Below are 15,559 nucleotides of genomic sequence, written 5' to 3' on the forward strand. Positions count from 1 at the left end.
ACGAAACTTTACGTCAGATTAATCATGCAGAAAAGTGATAAACCCACAAAACAGCAAGTTAATTTAGAGGGCATTAGCAGAAGGCGTTAATAGATCCGCTAATCTTAATTTATATTTTCCCCTTCATCATCAAGCAACACCGACTTTCCGTGGCATCCCTGTTATGATTCTCCATTACTGATTCGATTAACCGGTATCGGGATTGTCTTTATTATTAAATTTTTAGTTTGGTTTATATTTAAATAAAAAAGCCGCGATCAAGCGGCTTGAGGTAAAAAAGTTCGTGCCCAATTGCCTGCAAGTAAACCCGTCCGATGAAACCAGGCCAGGTCAGTCCGCCGTTAATCACGCACCAAAAACTTCTCGATAATGTCTTCGCGCGGCTCGACGCCCAGGCCAGGCTCTGACGGCAGCCAGGCGTAACCGTCTTCAATGCGCACCGGGTTCTTAGCCAGCGAGCGGCTGATTTCACCCGGCTCAACGCAATATTCCATCACCAGCGCATTCTCGATGGCGCAGAGGAAGTGCAGCGAGGCGGCGGTGTTGATGTCGGTGGTGAAGTTATGGTTACACACCTTGCGGCCCCGGCTGTGGGCATAGTTGGCGATTTCAATCGCCTGGGTAAAGCCGGTGCGGGTCAGGTCGATCTGCACGATATCAATGCCGCCTTCATCAATCAGACGCTGGAAGCCGCTGACCGAACACTCCTGCTCGCCGGCCGCAATATGCTGCGTACAGGCGGCGGAAACCTGGCCGTAACCGGCAAAGTTATCCGGGTGCAGCGGCTCTTCAATCCAGAACAGGTTGAACGGATCGAAACGCTCGGCACGACGAATGGTGGTTTTGGCATCCCATGCGTGGCCGACGTCGAGCATCAGGTCGACATCGTCGCCAATTGCATGGCGAAGTGCGTCAAGGTAGCGCATGTCCAGCGCTTCATTCTCACCAAAAGGTTCCCAGCCAAATTTCACGCCGGTGTGGCCGGTATCCACCGCATGACGGGCGCGGGCCACGGTGTCATCAATGCTGTACTGGAACATATTGGAAGAATAGACGCGCATTTTGTCGCGCATCGCGCCGCCCAGCAAATCGACAATCGGTTTATCCAGCGCCTTGCCTTTGATATCCCACAGCGCGATATCAATGCCGGCCATCGCCTGGATCACCGCACCGTTGCGGCCGTAATAGATGGTCGCCTTGTGCATCTTGGTCCACAGGCGCTTAGTGTCCAGCGGGTTCTCGCCAATCAGCAGCGACTTCAGGCCGGTGACCATGGTGTGGGAATACGGCGCATCAATAATTGCTTTGGTTACGTACGGGCTGCCGTCCACTTCGCCCCAGCCGACATAACCGGCATCGGTGGAGATTTTGATCAGCAGCGCATCCTGCGAACTGTCGGTGCGCTTTTCAATGTTCGGCAGTCGCAGGTAAAAGGCTTCTACGTCGGTAATTTTCATCAAGTCGGTTTCCTGGTGGCAAAATAGTGAAGCAAAGGCGGCGTTACTCTGCCTGAGAAAGCAATTTGCGGCGTTCCGCAATGATTTTTTCGTAATCCACGTCCAGTGACTGCACGCGAATATGTTGTTCAATTTCGTCCGCCATTTTGCGGATATCGCCTTCGGCAAACACATCCACCAGACGCTGATGCTCCCCGATAATCGCCGCCATCGATTTGCCCATGGTCGACAGGCCGAAAATCACCGTCAGCTGGCGGGCGATGGACTCCCACAGGTTGCTCAGCACCGGGTTCATCGCAAAGCTGCACAGCGTGCGGTGAAAGGCGGTATCGGCGGAGGCAAAGCCGTACACGTCCTCGCGCTGCTGCATCAGCACCAGCTCTTCCACGCTCTGATTGAGAATGCGGATCTCGCGGGGGCCGTTGCGCCCCGCTTCAATCGCCCGGCGGCAGGCCAGCGTTTCGAGCGGAATGCGCACGTCGATAATCTGCTCCAGCCGCTGATGCGAAATCTCCATCAGGCGGATGCCTTTATACGGCTCGCTGGAGACAATCCCCTGGCTTTCCAGAATCCGCAGCGCCTCGCGGATCGGCACCCGGCTCATGCCCAGACGGGTGACCAGGTCCGGCTCGGACACCCGGTCGCCCGGCAGCAATAATCCCCGTGAGGCGGCCGAAAGAATGGCATCCACCGCGTGATCCACTAAGGTACGTGGCCTGGCGGGTGCCCAGCTGTCGTCAATATTCTCTTCGTCGAGCAAAGGCGCGTTGACCTGTTTTCCCGTTTTACGCGCGGGGGTCGCGGATTTTGCGGCCATAGCACTGTCCTGAATTAATGGGTACGGGTCTGGAACTGGCCGAAACCGGGTTCCACCTGCATTTCGCCCTCGCTGAAGACCGTCACGCCACGGATTATCGTGCGGACCACCTTGCCCTGGCAGGTCATGCCTTCAAAGGCGCTCCACTTGCCGAGGCCCTGGAAGTTCGCTCCTTCCACCGTCCAGCTGGAAGCCGGATCGTAAAAGGCCAGGTCAGCATCAAAGCCCAGCGCGATAGCGCCCTTCTGTGGATAAAGATGGAAGGCTTTTGCCGGGCCGGTGGCGGTCATGCGGGCGATGTCCTGCAACGACACGCCGCGCTTAAGGTGCCCTTCGCTAAAGAACATCGGGCCCAGCGTTTCCACGCCGGTCAGGCCCATGCCGGCATCCCAGATGGTCTCCAGCCCGGCCTGCTTCTGTTCCGGGGTATACGGACAGTGATCGGAGGCCAGCACGTCAATTTCGCCACTTTGCAGCACCTGCCACAGCGCATCCACCACCGGACGCGGGCGGATGGGCGGCCCGCAGCGGGCGTTGGGACCGATGCGCACCAGATCTTCTTCATCCAGCATTAAGTAGTGCGGGCAGGTTTCGAAGGTCGCGCGGACGGCCGGGCGGGAATCGGCAATCAGCTGCGCGGCTTTGGCCGAGCTGACGTGGACGATATGCGCCCGTGCGCCAGTGGCTTTGGCAATCTGCAACACGCGACCAACCGCTTCAATCTCGGCGATTTCCGGGCCGGCCAGCGCGTGGGCGCGGGTATCTTTGCGTCCGGCCTGGCGCAGTTCGCTGCCTGCGCCGATCAGAATGTCGTGGTTCTCGGCATGGACGCCAATCAGGCCATCAAAGGTTTTCAGTTCGCGCATCGCGCGCAGCAGGCCGTCGTCGTTCAGACGCGGTAGCCCTTTCTCATCGGTCGCCTCACCGTTCACCGCGCCGCTGCACAGAAAGGCCTTAAAAGCCACCGCACCCAGCGCGTCCAGCTCCGCCAGCTGGCTGACGTTGTTGCCGTCCAGCCCGGCCCACATGGCGAAATCCACCGAGCAGCTGCGGGCCAGCATCTCGCGCTTGGAGATGAAGTTTTTGGTGCTGGTCGCCGGCGGCAGCGAGTGCGGCATTTCGACAATGGTGGTCACGCCGTGCGCGGCGGCACCGCGCGTCCCTTCCCTAAGCTCCTGCTCGGGGAAGTCGTGCGAACCGGTGAAATGGGTATGCACATCAATCGCGCCCGGCAGGATCACCAGCCCGGCGGCATCAATAATCTCGTCGGCCTGCGGCAGCGTGGTGCCGCGCGCGAGGATCCCGGCGATTTTGCCCTGGTCGATCAGCAGATCGGCCTGCACTTCGCCGCTTTCCAGTACCACCAGGCCATTAATAATCAACGTCTTCATGCCGTTTCTCCTGTTAAGGTTTCACGCTGGCGGCGAGGGACACGTCCACCAGCGCGGCAAAAGGAACCGGGATTGCCGGGCTCAGCCAGCCGGCGTCGGTCAGCAGCCGCGCAAAGCGGTCGAAATCGTCCTGCATCATCAGCGGAGACGCCGCAAAGACCTTCGCCTGCAGATAGGCATCCAGTCCGGTGACCAGCGCCGCTTCAGGGTAATCGGCATACCAGGGCTGAACATGCGCCGCCAGCGCCTGCGCGCTGTGCTGCTGCAACCACTGCTGCGCGGCGTTCATCGCCGCCGTAAAGGCAACGAATGCCGCATGTTTGGCGGCCAGCACGTCACGCCGCGCAATATAGGCACTCCACGGAATATCGCCGCACAGCGGTGCCAGGCTGGCGATGCTGTGCAGCTCGCCACGCGCAATATAAGGTGCCAGCGCGTGCATCGAATGCAAGGCGTAATCGGCTTCGCCACGGCTGACGGCAGCCATATCGGCCGCTTCGTCGCCGCTGCCGGCAATCAGCTCAACCTCGTTTTCAAGCTGGTGCTGACGCAGCAGCCTGGTGAAGCTCAGAGTCGCCGTGCCGACGTTGCCGACATCAATCACCCGCTTGCCGCGCAGGCTTTGCAGGCTAAACCCGCCGTCCGCAGTGCCGGCCGCGAGGAACCATGGGTTGGCAGACACCGCAGCAGCAAAGCACAGCAGCTCCGGGCCGTTTTCCTGATAATTTTTCATCATCACCATCGGGCCGCCAATGGTCAGATCGGCCTCACCCGCGATCACCGCCGGCACCTGGCCACCCTGCACGGTGTGACCGCCGGATTCTGCGGTGGTGAAGTTGACGCGAAGGCCGTGCTTTGCAAACAGGCCGAGGCTGTCGGCCAGATACTGCGCGCAGTAATAAATGCGGGATTCGCTGCGGTCGCCCTGGTTAAGCGTTAAAAGCATCGTCATCAGACGGGTTCTCCGGCAGAGGTAAGAAACGACGGGTTCAGCTCGCGGATTTCGCTGACGCCGCACCAGTGGCTGAGGGCGGTGATTTCATTCACCCAGCCCGACAACAGGCCAAATACCGCCTCTTCGCCACCGGCAACCAGCGCGCTTATCACCGGACGGACCACCAGCGATAATGACGCGCCCAGGCAGGCGGCGACCACCGCATCGGTGCCGCTGCGCACGCCGCCATCCAGTACCAGATCGCCGTGATACTGCTGACGCAATGCGGCCAGCTGTTGCACCGGCGTGGCCCAGCGCGAACTCTGGCGCAGGCCGATATTGGAGGCAATGATGCCCTGACAGCCGACGTTCTGCGCCGCAACCGCATCGTCAGGATGCAGAATGCCTTTTACCAGCAGCGGCAGCTGATGCCTGGCCGCCATTTCGCACGCCTGGCGGAGTTCGTCCCAGCCCCAGCACGGGAAAGCCGGCAACGCCTGCACGCCAGGTCCGGTGGAACCAATGGTTTTCATGCCGCGCTGTAATAGCGCCTCGCCAATCGAAAATCCGCCGGGCTGCAGGCCGGCAACCGGATGAACCGGTGCCAGCACTGTCAGAATAATGCCCTTTGCGCCGCATTCGGCGGCATGGGCGATCAACCCGGCAATGCGCGCGAGATCGCCCGCCGCACGCAGTTGCAGCCAGCAGCCGTCATACACCGCACAAATCTCGTTCAGCGGCGTGACCGTCTCCTCAGAGATGGCCAGCGGCAGCTGCAGACGCTTACAGGAACGGGCAATCGGCAGCAGCCCTTCGGGGTGAAAAATCGCGTCACCGGCAAACGCGCCGACGCCAAGCGGCGCGGCCCAACGCTGTCCGGCAAATTCAATCTGGGTGTTAATGCCTGTGTTGGCGCGCATCACGCGGGGCAGCAGGCGATAGCGTTGCAGGTCCTGACTGTTGACGTCACCAGCATCCAGCAGCGCATCCGCCGGCTGGCCCATCATATAGCGGTACAGCGGCTCGCCCAGACGCTGGCGGGTCTCCTGCTGGAAGGGCAGCCCGTTGGCTGAATCAGGCATGGTGACTCTCCTGATGGTCCTGTTCGTGTTTCAGGAAGGTGGCAAATGCGTCGGTTTCCGGCTGCTGCAGAATCGATGGCGGGCCCTGCTCAATCAGCTGGCCTCCCTGCAGGAACACCACGCGATCCGCCACGCTGGCGGCGAAGGCCACGTCATGGGTACTGATAATCATGGTGATGCCGGTTTGCGCCAGATTACGGATGGTCTGGTTAACTTCACGCACCAGCTCCGGATCCAGTGCCGAGGTTGGCTCATCAAACAGCAGAATACGCGGCTCGGCGGCGAGTGCACGGGCGATGCCGACGCGCTGCTGCTGGCCACCGGACAGCTCGTGCGGCAGGTTGGCAACGAAGTCACCCAGACCCACCGCCCGCAGCGCACGTAAGCCCTTAGCGCGCGCCAGCTCTTCCTGCACGCCCTGCACCCGCAGCGGAATGCTCATGGCGTTATCCAGCGCGGTCAGATGGTCAAACAGGGCAAAATGCTGGAAGACGATGCCGATGCCGGAACGGGCGCGGTTCATCGGCAGCAGACGTTCCGGCAGCGCGCGGCCGCTTTCGTCGTAGCCCATGATGTGGCCTTCGGTGGCAATTTTGCCGCTGGAGCGTGGCGTCAGCGCCAGAATCGATTTCAGCAGCGTACTTTTACCGGAACCGGAGCGGCCCAGCAGCACCACCACTTCGCCACGGCGAATATGCAGCGACAGATCCTTCAACACCGGCTTGCTGCCGTACTCCACGCACAGGTTGTCGATTTCCAGCACCGTGGCGGCTTTGTTGGTGTCCCAGCGCTGTTTCGGCAGCGCGACCACGTCGGCCTCCACCGGCATCGGCAATCTCTCCAGACGCAGTCGGGCACGGCGGGCGCGGTCTTCAAGGTTGTAGTGACGCTCAAGCCACCACTGGCCGCCGGCCAGCAGCGAGGAGAGGATCATATAGATGCCGCCTGACGCCACCAGCACCGGAATAAACAGGAAGTTCTGGGAAACGATGGTCTGCCCACGCATGGTCAGCTCGTTCACGCCGACCACCGAGGCCAGCGAGGTGGATTTCAACAGGCCCACCGCTTCGTTGCCCATGGTTGGCAGAATGGCACGCAGCGCCTGCGGGATAACCACATGGATCATCTCTTTGGTCCGCGAATAGCCAAAAGCCTGCGCGGCGGTGCGCTGATTGCGATCGGTGGCAAGAATGCCGCCACGGATAATTTCCGCGCAGAAGGCGGTTTCGTTGATCATCAATGCCAGTAAGGCACTGAGGAAAGGGCTGAAGCGCAGGCCAAACTGCGGTAACACGTTGTACAGCAGGATCAGCTGTAACAGGACCGGCGTGCCACGCAAAATATAGATATAGACCTGCACAGGAAAACGGATAATCCAGTGGCGGGAGGTGCTGGCCAGCGCCAGAAAGAACCCAATAATCACCCCACCTGCCAGCGCACCCACCAGCAATTCCAGCGCGATAACGGCACCCTGCCACAGATACGGCAGGGTTAAATACTTCAGAAAATCATCCACGCGCTTTCTCCCGCTGTCGGACGCTTACCTTACCCCGGCCCTGCAGCAGCGTTCGCCGCAGGGCCGGTCGTTCACTGACCTTACGGCTTACCCTTTATCGACGGCGATACGCTGTGCGCTGGCGCCCTGGCCCCAGTAATCCAGCAGTTTTTTCTGCGCGCCGCTCTCCTGGATCACTTTCATCGCATCCAGCACCGCATGACGCATCACGGTGTTGTCTTTGGCGATTGGGAAACCGACCATGATTGGCAGGTCGACGGTGAAGGCGGTGTCGAAGCCTGGGTCGGCCTTGGCAATTTCACGCGCGGAGCCCGCTTCGGTCAGGTAGATATCCGCACGGCCGCTTTTGATCGCCTGAATGCTGTTATCGGTGTTTTGCACCATCAGCATGCCCACTTCCGGCTTACCGGCCGCTTTGCATTTTGCCGTCTGCTCCGGCACCAGCTTGGTGGCTTCGTAAGTGCCGGCCGCCGCCGCGACGGTTTTGCCGCACAGGTCATCGGCAGAGAGGATGTTCTTCGGGTTGCCTTTGGCGACGATCGAACCGTCCTGCACCTGTACCGATGCCACAAACGCAATCTGCTTCAGACGTTCAGGGGTGACGTACAGCATCGGGCCGATATCGGCACGGCCGCTGGAGATCGAGGTCAGCAGCACGTTGAACGAACCGTTCTGATAGGTGTGCTTGAAGCCCAGGCAGCCGCCGATGCGATCGAACAGCGACGGGTCCAGACCTTCAATCACCGTTGGATCGGCCGCAGATGGCGCTTCGAAGCCTTTGGTGTAGCCGCCCAGACCCACCACCACGTCCTTGCCAACCAGCGAAGGATATTTGGTTTGCAGCGTTTTACACTGCGCCATCGCACCGAACGCGTCGGCGGAAGGTGTAACCGGGTCCGCAGCCTGCGCGGAGAGAGAGACCAGTGCGCCGGTCAGACCGGATACGAACAAAGCGATGCGTGCTAATTTCATGAAAAGATTCCCCTGGTGCTGGTATGTGTGGAAGCGATGACCTGCAAGAAATGAATCACGTTCGACTGCGTTTGTTGGTGTTGGCGTAAGATCAATAACCGTTCTCTTTACTCACCCGGTTTATAAGCGGCTCTTTGGCCAGGTACCGTTCGAGGTTCTGCTCGAACAACGTCAGGCAACCGTCGAGATAGGCGCCGTGGTCGTCCAGACTGCAATGCGGCGTGATGATCAGCCGCGGGCACTGCCAGAGCGCGTCGCCTTGCGGCAGCGGCTCCTCGTTAAACACATCCAGTACGGCACCGGCCAGTTGCCCGGCGGTCAGCATGTCGCTGAGGGCGTCGTAGTCAAAAACCCTGGCCCGACCGACGACGATCACCCCGGCACGCGCCGGTAATGTCGCCAGGCGTTGACGGCTGAACAGCCCGTCGGTGGCAGGCGTCAGCGGCAGCGTGGAGACCAGCACATCGGTATCGGCCAGTTCGGCATCCACGTCGGCGATGCGGATACAGCGCGCAACGTCAGCGGTGGTCTCTCCGCTGCGGGTCACGCCCGTTACCTGATAGCCCTGACGGGTCAGTAACGCTGCGGCGGCTGAGCCGATGCCGCCCAGCCCAAGCAGCAGCACTTTTTTACCGCGCGCGCAGCCGCCGAAAGTCGGACGCCACTGCTGACCGGCCTGATCCTGCAGAAAGCCGGGAATGCCGTAGTTGAACATCAGCGCCGACATCAGAATAAACTCCGCACCTTTGTCGCCATGCACCCCGGAAGCGTTGGTGAGCTGCACCGCGTCTGGCCACTTCTCCAGCCAGCTCTCCACGCCCGCCGACATCACCTGCACCCAGCCGAGCGTTGAGGCGGATGACAGATGCTGATACAGCGGGAATTTGCGGCCGGCCCAGACGATATCGGCCGCCGTTAAAAAGTCGGCGATCCGCTGCGGATCGCTGTTTTCACTCAGCGTAAAGCGTCCGCGCAACGCCGGGTTGGCTTCCAGACGTTGCATCAGCACGGCCTGCGGCAGTTGCAGCGCGTCAGGGCCGGCCGGGTCGTTTTCAATGTGAATATGCATGCTGTTCTCCCGCGTCTCAGCGCATTGCCGTCACTTCCATCTCAACCAGTAAATCCGGGTGGTTGAGCTGGATGCCGACCGTGGCACGGGCCGGGAACGGGAAGGTGAAGTAGCCGGCGTAGACGTCATTCAGCTGCGAGAACAGCGACAGGTCGGTGAGGAAAATGGTGACGCGAACCACGTTGTCGAAGGTCATGTCAGCCTGGCTCAGCAGGTCACCGACGTTTTTAAGCACCTGGTGGGTCTGTTCCTGAATGGTGTTGCCGACGATGGTCGCGGTGTAGGGGTCAATCGCCACCTGGCCGGAAATGAACAGCATCGGTTCATGCAGTACCGCAGCCGACAGCGGCGCGGGGCCCATCGGACGGTCTTCCGGATTCATACCTGGGTAGCAAATAGCCTTTTTCATATGCGTCTCATCGTGCGGTTGATGCAGCCAAATTCGTATACGATTAGACGAAAGTCAACGCGCGAATTTTCACCAACCGGTCAGTTTTGCTACGCTGGTATGGTGATCGCGGTCGACAAAGTGCGTGGGATTTCGAATTAAAGGGGTGTTAAATCATTTGCTTAGGGATTATCGCCCGTTCTCTGTTGACGGCGAAAAAAGCGGCTGGACAGAACGTATACGATTTTCTGATGATAGCGCCTGGCGGGGTAATCAGCAGCAGAATGCGCCGATCTGCCAGGCTGTTGAGGCGCTGTCTGGCTATTGCCCGTTACAGCGGGCTGACACTCTGGCGGTCAAAGGGTATACTGACGCCCACTTTTTATAACCTCTCGTATCGCGTGCGGATCCAACATGCAAAAGTTTGATACTAAAACCTTTCAGGGACTGATCCTGACCTTACAGGATTACTGGGCTCGCCAGGGCTGCACCATTGTTCAACCACTGGACATGGAAGTCGGCGCCGGCACCTCTCACCCCATGACCTGCCTGCGTGCGTTAGGCCCTGAGCCGATTGCGGCCGCCTACGTTCAGCCGTCACGCCGTCCAACCGATGGACGCTACGGCGAGAACCCGAACCGTCTGCAGCACTACTACCAGTTCCAGGTGATCATCAAGCCTTCACCGGACAACATTCAGGAGCTGTACCTGGGCTCGCTGAAAGAGTTGGGCATGGACCCGACCATTCACGATATCCGTTTCGTGGAAGATAACTGGGAGAACCCAACGCTGGGCGCATGGGGCCTGGGCTGGGAAGTGTGGCTGAACGGCATGGAAGTGACGCAGTTCACCTACTTCCAGCAGGTTGGCGGCATGGAGTGCAAGCCGGTCACCGGTGAGATCACCTACGGTCTGGAGCGTCTGGCAATGTATATCCAGGGCGTGGACAGCGTTTACGATCTGGTCTGGAGCGACGGCCCGCTGGGCACCACCACGTACGGCGACGTGTTCCATCAGAACGAAGTGGAGCAGTCCACCTACAACTTCGAATACGCCGACGTCGACTTCCTGTTTACCTGCTTCGAGCAGTACGAGAAAGAGGCACAAAGCCTGCTGGCGCTGGAGAAACCTCTGCCGCTGCCGGCCTACGAACGCATTCTGAAAGCGGGCCACACCTTCAACCTGCTTGATGCGCGTAAAGCCATTTCCGTCACCGAGCGTCAGCGCTACATTCTGCGCATTCGCACCCTGACCAAAGCCGTGGCTGAAGCCTACTATGCGTCTCGCGAGGCGCTTGGCTTCCCGATGTGCAATAACAAGAAAAAATAAGAGGCCGCCATGACTGAGAAAACTTTTCTGGTGGAGATCGGCACCGAAGAGCTGCCACCAAAGGCACTGCGTAATCTTGCTGAATCCTTTGCTGCCCACTTCACCGCCGAGCTGGACACCGCGGGCCTGACCCACGGCGCAGTGAGCTGGTATGCCGCGCCGCGCCGCCTGGCGCTGAAAGTCGCCAACCTGAGCGCCGCACAGCCCGATCGTGAAGTTGAAAAACGCGGCCCGGCGATTGCCGCTGCGTTTGACGCCAACGGCGTGGCCACCAAAGCCGCCGAAGGCTGGGCTCGGGGTTGCGGCATCACGGTCGACCAGGCCGAGCGTCTGAGCACCGACAAAGGCGAATGGCTGCTGTATCGCGCCCAGGTGACCGGCGAAAGCGCCCAGTCGCTGCTGCCGGCGATGGTCAGCACCTCACTGGCAAAACTGCCGATCCCGAAACTGATGCGCTGGGGCGATTCCGACGTGCAGTTTGTCCGTCCGGTTCACACCGTGACGCTGCTGCTGGGCGACGAAAGTCTGCCGGCGACCATTCTTGGCGTGGCGTCTGGCCGCACCATCCGTGGTCACCGCTTTATGGGCGAGCCTGAATTCACCATCGATAATGCTGACCAGTACCCGCAGATCCTGCTGGAGCGCGGCAAGGTGCAGGCGGACTATGAAGTGCGTAAAGCGCAGATTAAAGCCGATGCTGAAGCGGCCGCCCGCGAAATCGGCGGCGTGGCAGATTTAAGCGACAGCCTGCTGGAAGAAGTCACCTCGCTGGTCGAATGGCCGGTGGTGCTGACCGCGAAGTTCGAAGAGAAATTCCTCGCGGTGCCGGCCGAAGCGCTGGTCTACACCATGAAGGGCGATCAGAAGTACTTCCCGGTCTACGATACCGCGGGCAAACTGCTGCCAAACTTTATCTTCGTCACCAATATCGTGTCGAAAGATCCGCAGCAGATTATCTCCGGAAACGAGAAGGTGGTGCGTCCGCGTCTGGCCGATGCCGAGTTCTTCTTCAACTCAGACCGTAAAAAGCGTCTGGAAGATAACCTGCCGCGTCTGGAAACCGTGCTGTTCCAGAAAGAGCTGGGTACGCTGCGTGACAAAACCGACCGTATTCAGGCGCTGGCAGGCTGGATTGCCGGACAGATCGGTGCGGATGTTAACCATGCGACCCGTGCTGGCCTGCTGTCCAAGTGTGATCTGATGACCAACATGGTCTTCGAGTTCACCGACACCCAGGGCGTGATGGGCATGCACTATGCGCGTCACGATGGCGAAGCAGAAGACGTGGCGGTGGCGCTGAACGAGCAGTATCAGCCGCGTTTTGCCGGTGACGATCTGCCCTCCAACCCGGTTGCCTGCGCGCTGGCTATCGCCGACAAAATGGATACGCTGGCCGGTATTTTCGGCATCGGCCAACATCCGAAAGGCGATAAAGACCCGTTCGCACTGCGCCGTGCCGCGCTGGGCGTGCTGCGTATTATCGTCGAGAAGAACCTGCCGCTGGATCTGCAAACGCTGACCGAAGAAGCCGTGCGTCTGTATGGCAGCAAGCTCAGCAACGGCAAGGTGGTCGACGAAGTGATCGACTTTATGCTGGGTCGTTTCCGCACCTGGTATCAGGAAGAAGGCCACAGCGTGGATACCATCCAGGCCGTACTGGCGCGTCGCCCAACCCGTCCGGCAGACTTCAACGCCCGTATGAAGGCGGTGTCGCACTTCCGTACGCTGGAAGAGGCTGCCACGCTGGCGGCGGCGAACAAGCGCGTCTCCAACATTCTCGCCAAGGCTACCGAGCCGCTGAATGACAGCGTGTCGGCGTCCCTGCTGAAAGAGAACGAAGAGATCCAGCTGGCGACATACGTCTCCGCGCTGACCAGCAAACTGCAGCCTTACTTTGCAGAAGGCCGTTATCAGGATGCGTTAATTGAGCTGGCTCAGCTGCGCACCGCTGTCGACAACTTCTTCGAGAAAGTGATGGTGAATGCCGAAGAGCGTGAAGTACGGATTAACCGCCTGACGCTGCTGGCCAAACTGCGTGAGCTGTTCCTGCAGGTTGCGGACATTTCGCTGCTGCAGTAAGCGTGAAATCAGCGGGTGGGTTGTTTGCATCCACTGGTACATATAAAAAGGGCGGGATAATTCCCGCCCTTTTTGATCGCTTTAGTCGCGTTATCGCCGACGTTAGCTGCGTTTAGAGGCTTTCATATCGATCACGAAGCGGTACTTCACATCCCCTTTCAGCATCCGCTCAAACGCCATTTCCACCTGATCCAAAGTAATCACTTCCACATCGGAGACGATGTTGTGCTCACCACAGAAATCCAGCATCTGCTGCGTTTCCTGAATGCTGCCGATTGAGGTGCCGGAAATGCTCAGGCGCTTGAAAACAATCGGCGTGACGTTTGGCGACGGGTGCGGCGCGTCCGGGATGCCCACCAACACCAGATGACCGTTGGTCTTCAGCGTATGCAGATACATATCCAGATCGTGCGGCGCGGCAACGCAATCCAGAATCATATCGAGGCTGTTGGCTTCGGCCGCCATCTGCGCGGCGTCTTTCGACACCACCACTTTACTGGCACCCAGACGCAGCGCATCGGCACCTTTGGCGGGTGAGGTGGTAAACAGCACCACTTCCGCGCCCAGCGCGCTCGCCAGTTTCACCGCCATATGGCCCAGGCCACCCAGACCGATCACGCCAACGCGCTGGCCAGGCTGCACGTTCCAGTGTTTCAGCGGTGACCAGGTGGTGACGCCCGCGCACAGCAGCGGCGCAACCGCATTCAGCGGCAGATTTTCCGGAACGTTAACCACAAATTTGCCGTCGACCACGATGCTTTCGGAGTAGCCACCGAAGGTTTTGCCGCCGATGGTTTTCTCGTCCGCGTTATAGGTTGCGGTGAAGCCGGCTTCGCAGTACTGCTCTTCGCCCTGATGGCACTGTGAGCAATGTCCGCAGGAATCGACCATCACGCCGACACCCACCAGATCGCCGGCCTTAAACGCGGTGACGTCCTTGCCGGTGCCGATCACGCGACCCACGATTTCATGACCCGGCACTAACGGGAACTGGCTGACGCCCCACTCATTGCGCGCCATATGCAGGTCAGAGTGGCACACGCCACAGTAGTGGATATCGATATGCACATCGCCAGCCTGCAGCTCACGGCGTTGAAATTCAAAAGGTTCGAGGGGAGTTGTCGCAGACGTTGCTGCCAGACCATATACCTGCATGGGGGATGCGCCTTGTTTTGCAAAGCGGCGTAGAGTAGTGAAATGCGGCGGTGAGGGCAAGGCGGAAGTGTAAATTGGAATATCTGACTCGCATTCATACACGGATTTGTCATTTTCCATTAGCCGAACAATTATTCTGCCGTTAACTCCGTCATCCATGCCGGAAGTTCGCTGGATTTTATCTGTGATAAGATTGTATGATTAGTAGGCAAGTGGTAACAGGAGGCTAAATATGGCCGATATGAAATTTATGACTGCGGAAAGTGTGCTCGAACGCACCACGTTGGGAAGGCCCAACGAAGTCCTCCGTCACAGGAAAGCGCGTGCACTAAAACGTGCTTACGCTAGTGCAACCAGAGTGGTGGTCCGTGTTCCCGTGACTTCGGGTCATGGCATCTCTGAAGAACGCGCGATGGAAATTTCTCAGCAGTTTGTCGATTTGTACGAAAACAAAGATAAACGTAAGAGAGGATTTAAGCGGGCATGATGCTAAAGGGAGATGTATATGTCAGCGGCAACTATGAGTACCTGATGGAGTGTGAAAGAAACCAGGGAAAGCATGAGTTAGAGACAGCATTAAAGGACTTCAAAATATACTGGTCAACCCCCGGTTTCCATTTGAGTTTTGGCAAGGATAGCCATTTCACCCGCCCTTATCATCCAGCCCCTGGTATTCTGGCTTGCTCAATTCGAAAAGCGCATGTCAGGCCAGCTATCTTTACAACTCTATTTGGACAAAATGGTTCTGAAGCCAAATGGAATCTTCAAAAAATCCCGCGCACCGCAACCAGTAACACCTACCTGATTTACGCAGTCAACAGCAACAGGGATGCTTTGGTGATGGCACTCCTCCATGACGCTCATTACCAAACGCAGTCAAATGATCTTATGGAAGGGTTCATGGAAACGGCGGATAACTGGTTTTGTGATATGCGCGTCAAACCCCTCTCGGTTGCAGCTCAGGATTCTATCTGGTCTGTCCATATCTGGAAAAAATAACCCAACCCCCAGAAACACAAAACCCGCCAGATGGCGGGTTTTTCGGATTATCCCAGCAGTTCTCTGCTGAGACAGGGATTAAATTGTATCAACTGCATCAACTTTTGAGCGCTGCGCGACGGTTTCGTCCGCTTGGCTTCCCAACTCTTAACCGATGAAACGCTCACGCCCAATGCCAGGGCAAATTCGTCAATTTCCATGCCGGTGATTTCCCTGATGCGTTTTGGTTCGGGTATCGATACTTCACCCTTTAATGCGGGAGCGGCCTGGATAACTTCACGCGTTAAGACAATATGTTCGAGGCTTGATAACAACTCTCCCATTGGGTCTTTCAATTCCATAATTCTCTCCTCATAAAAATCACAAATGTG

General features: G+C 58.6%; 15 protein-coding genes. 4 read left to right on the forward strand and 11 right to left on the reverse strand.

The genetic code is table 11. From position 1 onward, the window contains the following. Positions 1-341: 341 nt before the first annotated feature. The 9 genes from EBC_RS24140 to EBC_RS24180 form a co-directional block, all read right to left on the reverse strand. Positions 342-1,457, reverse strand: a complete 1,116-nt coding sequence (locus tag EBC_RS24140; protein WP_013204497.1) for a mandelate racemase/muconate lactonizing enzyme family protein — start codon at positions 1,455-1,457, stop codon at positions 342-344. Positions 1,458-1,500: 43 nt separating this feature from the next. Beyond that, positions 1,501-2,274 (reverse strand): GntR family transcriptional regulator, encoded by a 774-nt coding sequence (locus EBC_RS24145; RefSeq protein ID WP_013204498.1) that lies wholly within the window; start codon positions 2,272-2,274, stop codon positions 1,501-1,503. Positions 2,275-2,288: 14 nt separating this feature from the next. Beyond that, positions 2,289-3,665: a dihydroorotase gene (locus EBC_RS24150; protein ID WP_013204499.1), complete on the reverse strand. Its 1,377-nt coding sequence runs from the start codon at positions 3,663-3,665 to the stop codon at positions 2,289-2,291. Between the two features lie 13 nt (positions 3,666-3,678). Continuing rightward, positions 3,679-4,617 carry an ABC transporter substrate-binding protein gene (locus tag EBC_RS24155; protein ID WP_013204500.1) on the reverse strand — a complete coding sequence of 313 codons (939 nt, stop codon included), beginning with the start codon at positions 4,615-4,617 and terminating at the stop codon, positions 3,679-3,681. Next, complete coding sequence (locus tag EBC_RS24160) at positions 4,617-5,681, reverse strand: alpha-hydroxy acid oxidase (protein WP_013204501.1); 1,065 nt, start codon at positions 5,679-5,681, stop codon at positions 4,617-4,619. Before EBC_RS24160 ends, EBC_RS24155 begins: the two co-directional genes overlap by 1 nt. Then, on the reverse strand, positions 5,674-7,197 hold the full coding sequence (locus EBC_RS24165) for an amino acid ABC transporter permease/ATP-binding protein (protein WP_013204502.1): 1,524 nt from the start codon (positions 7,195-7,197) through the stop codon (positions 5,674-5,676). Before EBC_RS24165 ends, EBC_RS24160 begins: the two co-directional genes overlap by 8 nt. 87 nt (positions 7,198-7,284) lie before the next feature. After that, entirely contained in the window at positions 7,285-8,169 is an 885-nt protein-coding gene (locus EBC_RS24170; RefSeq protein ID WP_013204503.1) for a transporter substrate-binding domain-containing protein, read from the reverse strand. A 91-nt stretch (positions 8,170-8,260) separates the two neighbouring features. Continuing rightward, positions 8,261-9,238 (reverse strand): NAD(P)-dependent oxidoreductase, encoded by a 978-nt coding sequence (locus EBC_RS24175; protein ID WP_013204504.1) that lies wholly within the window; start codon positions 9,236-9,238, stop codon positions 8,261-8,263. Positions 9,239-9,254: 16 nt separating this feature from the next. Next, positions 9,255-9,647: a Rid family detoxifying hydrolase gene (locus EBC_RS24180; protein ID WP_013204505.1), complete on the reverse strand. Its 393-nt coding sequence runs from the start codon at positions 9,645-9,647 to the stop codon at positions 9,255-9,257. 393 nt (positions 9,648-10,040) lie between these two features. Here EBC_RS24180 and glyQ point away from each other — a divergent pair, with 393 nt between their 5' ends. Together glyQ and glyS are read left to right on the forward strand one after the other, a co-directional pair. Continuing rightward, the gene (glyQ, locus tag EBC_RS24185; RefSeq protein ID WP_013204507.1) at positions 10,041-10,955 is read left to right on the forward strand and encodes a glycine--tRNA ligase subunit alpha; all 915 of its coding nucleotides are present in this window, start codon (positions 10,041-10,043) and stop codon (positions 10,953-10,955) included. Between the two features lie 9 nt (positions 10,956-10,964). Then, positions 10,965-13,034: a glycine--tRNA ligase subunit beta gene (gene glyS / locus EBC_RS24190; RefSeq protein ID WP_013204508.1), complete on the forward strand. Its 2,070-nt coding sequence runs from the start codon at positions 10,965-10,967 to the stop codon at positions 13,032-13,034. A 102-nt stretch (positions 13,035-13,136) separates the two neighbouring features. Here glyS and EBC_RS24195 read toward each other — a convergent pair whose 3' ends face one another. Next, on the reverse strand, positions 13,137-14,189 hold the full coding sequence (locus EBC_RS24195; RefSeq protein ID WP_013204509.1) for an NAD(P)-dependent alcohol dehydrogenase: 1,053 nt from the start codon (positions 14,187-14,189) through the stop codon (positions 13,137-13,139). Positions 14,190-14,421: 232 nt separating this feature from the next. Here EBC_RS24195 and EBC_RS24200 point away from each other — a divergent pair, with 232 nt between their 5' ends. Together EBC_RS24200 and EBC_RS24205 are read left to right on the forward strand one after the other, a co-directional pair. After that, positions 14,422-14,676, forward strand: coding sequence for a hypothetical protein (locus EBC_RS24200; protein WP_041692165.1), 255 nt, complete (start codon positions 14,422-14,424; stop codon positions 14,674-14,676). Further along, a complete protein-coding gene (locus tag EBC_RS24205; protein ID WP_013204511.1) occupies positions 14,673-15,188 on the forward strand; it encodes a type II toxin-antitoxin system YafO family toxin in 516 nt (171 codons plus the stop codon). The genes EBC_RS24200 and EBC_RS24205 overlap by 4 nt, the downstream gene beginning before the upstream one ends. A 47-nt stretch (positions 15,189-15,235) precedes the next feature. On the opposite strand, the gene EBC_RS24210 is transcribed toward EBC_RS24205, so the two are convergent. Further along, positions 15,236-15,529 (reverse strand): HTH-type transcriptional regulator, encoded by a 294-nt coding sequence (locus EBC_RS24210; RefSeq protein WP_013204512.1) that lies wholly within the window; start codon positions 15,527-15,529, stop codon positions 15,236-15,238. Between the last annotated feature and the right edge of the window lie 30 nt (positions 15,530-15,559).

Origin of the sequence: Erwinia billingiae Eb661 (genome assembly GCF_000196615.1) — a bacterium.
Lineage (GTDB): Bacteria > Pseudomonadota > Gammaproteobacteria > Enterobacterales > Enterobacteriaceae > Erwinia > Erwinia billingiae.

Excerpts from the sequence above, each read along its gene's own strand:
- EBC_RS24140 (WP_013204497.1), bottom strand. The coding sequence starts at position 1,457 with ATGAAAATTACCGACGTAGAAGCCTTTTACCTGCGACTGCCGAACATT.
- EBC_RS24145 (WP_013204498.1), bottom strand. The coding sequence starts at position 2,274 with ATGGCCGCAAAATCCGCGACCCCCGCGCGTAAAACGGGAAAACAGGTC.
- EBC_RS24150 (WP_013204499.1), bottom strand. The coding sequence starts at position 3,665 with ATGAAGACGTTGATTATTAATGGCCTGGTGGTACTGGAAAGCGGCGAA.
- EBC_RS24155 (WP_013204500.1), bottom strand. The coding sequence starts at position 4,617 with ATGACGATGCTTTTAACGCTTAACCAGGGCGACCGCAGCGAATCCCGC.
- EBC_RS24160 (WP_013204501.1), bottom strand. The coding sequence starts at position 5,681 with ATGCCTGATTCAGCCAACGGGCTGCCCTTCCAGCAGGAGACCCGCCAG.
- EBC_RS24170 (WP_013204503.1), bottom strand. The coding sequence starts at position 8,169 with ATGAAATTAGCACGCATCGCTTTGTTCGTATCCGGTCTGACCGGCGCA.
- EBC_RS24175 (WP_013204504.1), bottom strand. The coding sequence starts at position 9,238 with ATGCATATTCACATTGAAAACGACCCGGCCGGCCCTGACGCGCTGCAA.
- EBC_RS24180 (WP_013204505.1), bottom strand. The coding sequence starts at position 9,647 with ATGAAAAAGGCTATTTGCTACCCAGGTATGAATCCGGAAGACCGTCCG.
- glyQ (WP_013204507.1), top strand. The coding sequence starts at position 10,041 with ATGCAAAAGTTTGATACTAAAACCTTTCAGGGACTGATCCTGACCTTA.
- glyS (WP_013204508.1), top strand. The coding sequence starts at position 10,965 with ATGACTGAGAAAACTTTTCTGGTGGAGATCGGCACCGAAGAGCTGCCA.
- EBC_RS24195 (WP_013204509.1), bottom strand. The coding sequence starts at position 14,189 with ATGCAGGTATATGGTCTGGCAGCAACGTCTGCGACAACTCCCCTCGAA.
- EBC_RS24200 (WP_041692165.1), top strand. The coding sequence starts at position 14,422 with ATGGCCGATATGAAATTTATGACTGCGGAAAGTGTGCTCGAACGCACC.
- EBC_RS24205 (WP_013204511.1), top strand. The coding sequence starts at position 14,673 with ATGATGCTAAAGGGAGATGTATATGTCAGCGGCAACTATGAGTACCTG.
- EBC_RS24210 (WP_013204512.1), bottom strand. The coding sequence starts at position 15,529 with ATGGAATTGAAAGACCCAATGGGAGAGTTGTTATCAAGCCTCGAACAT.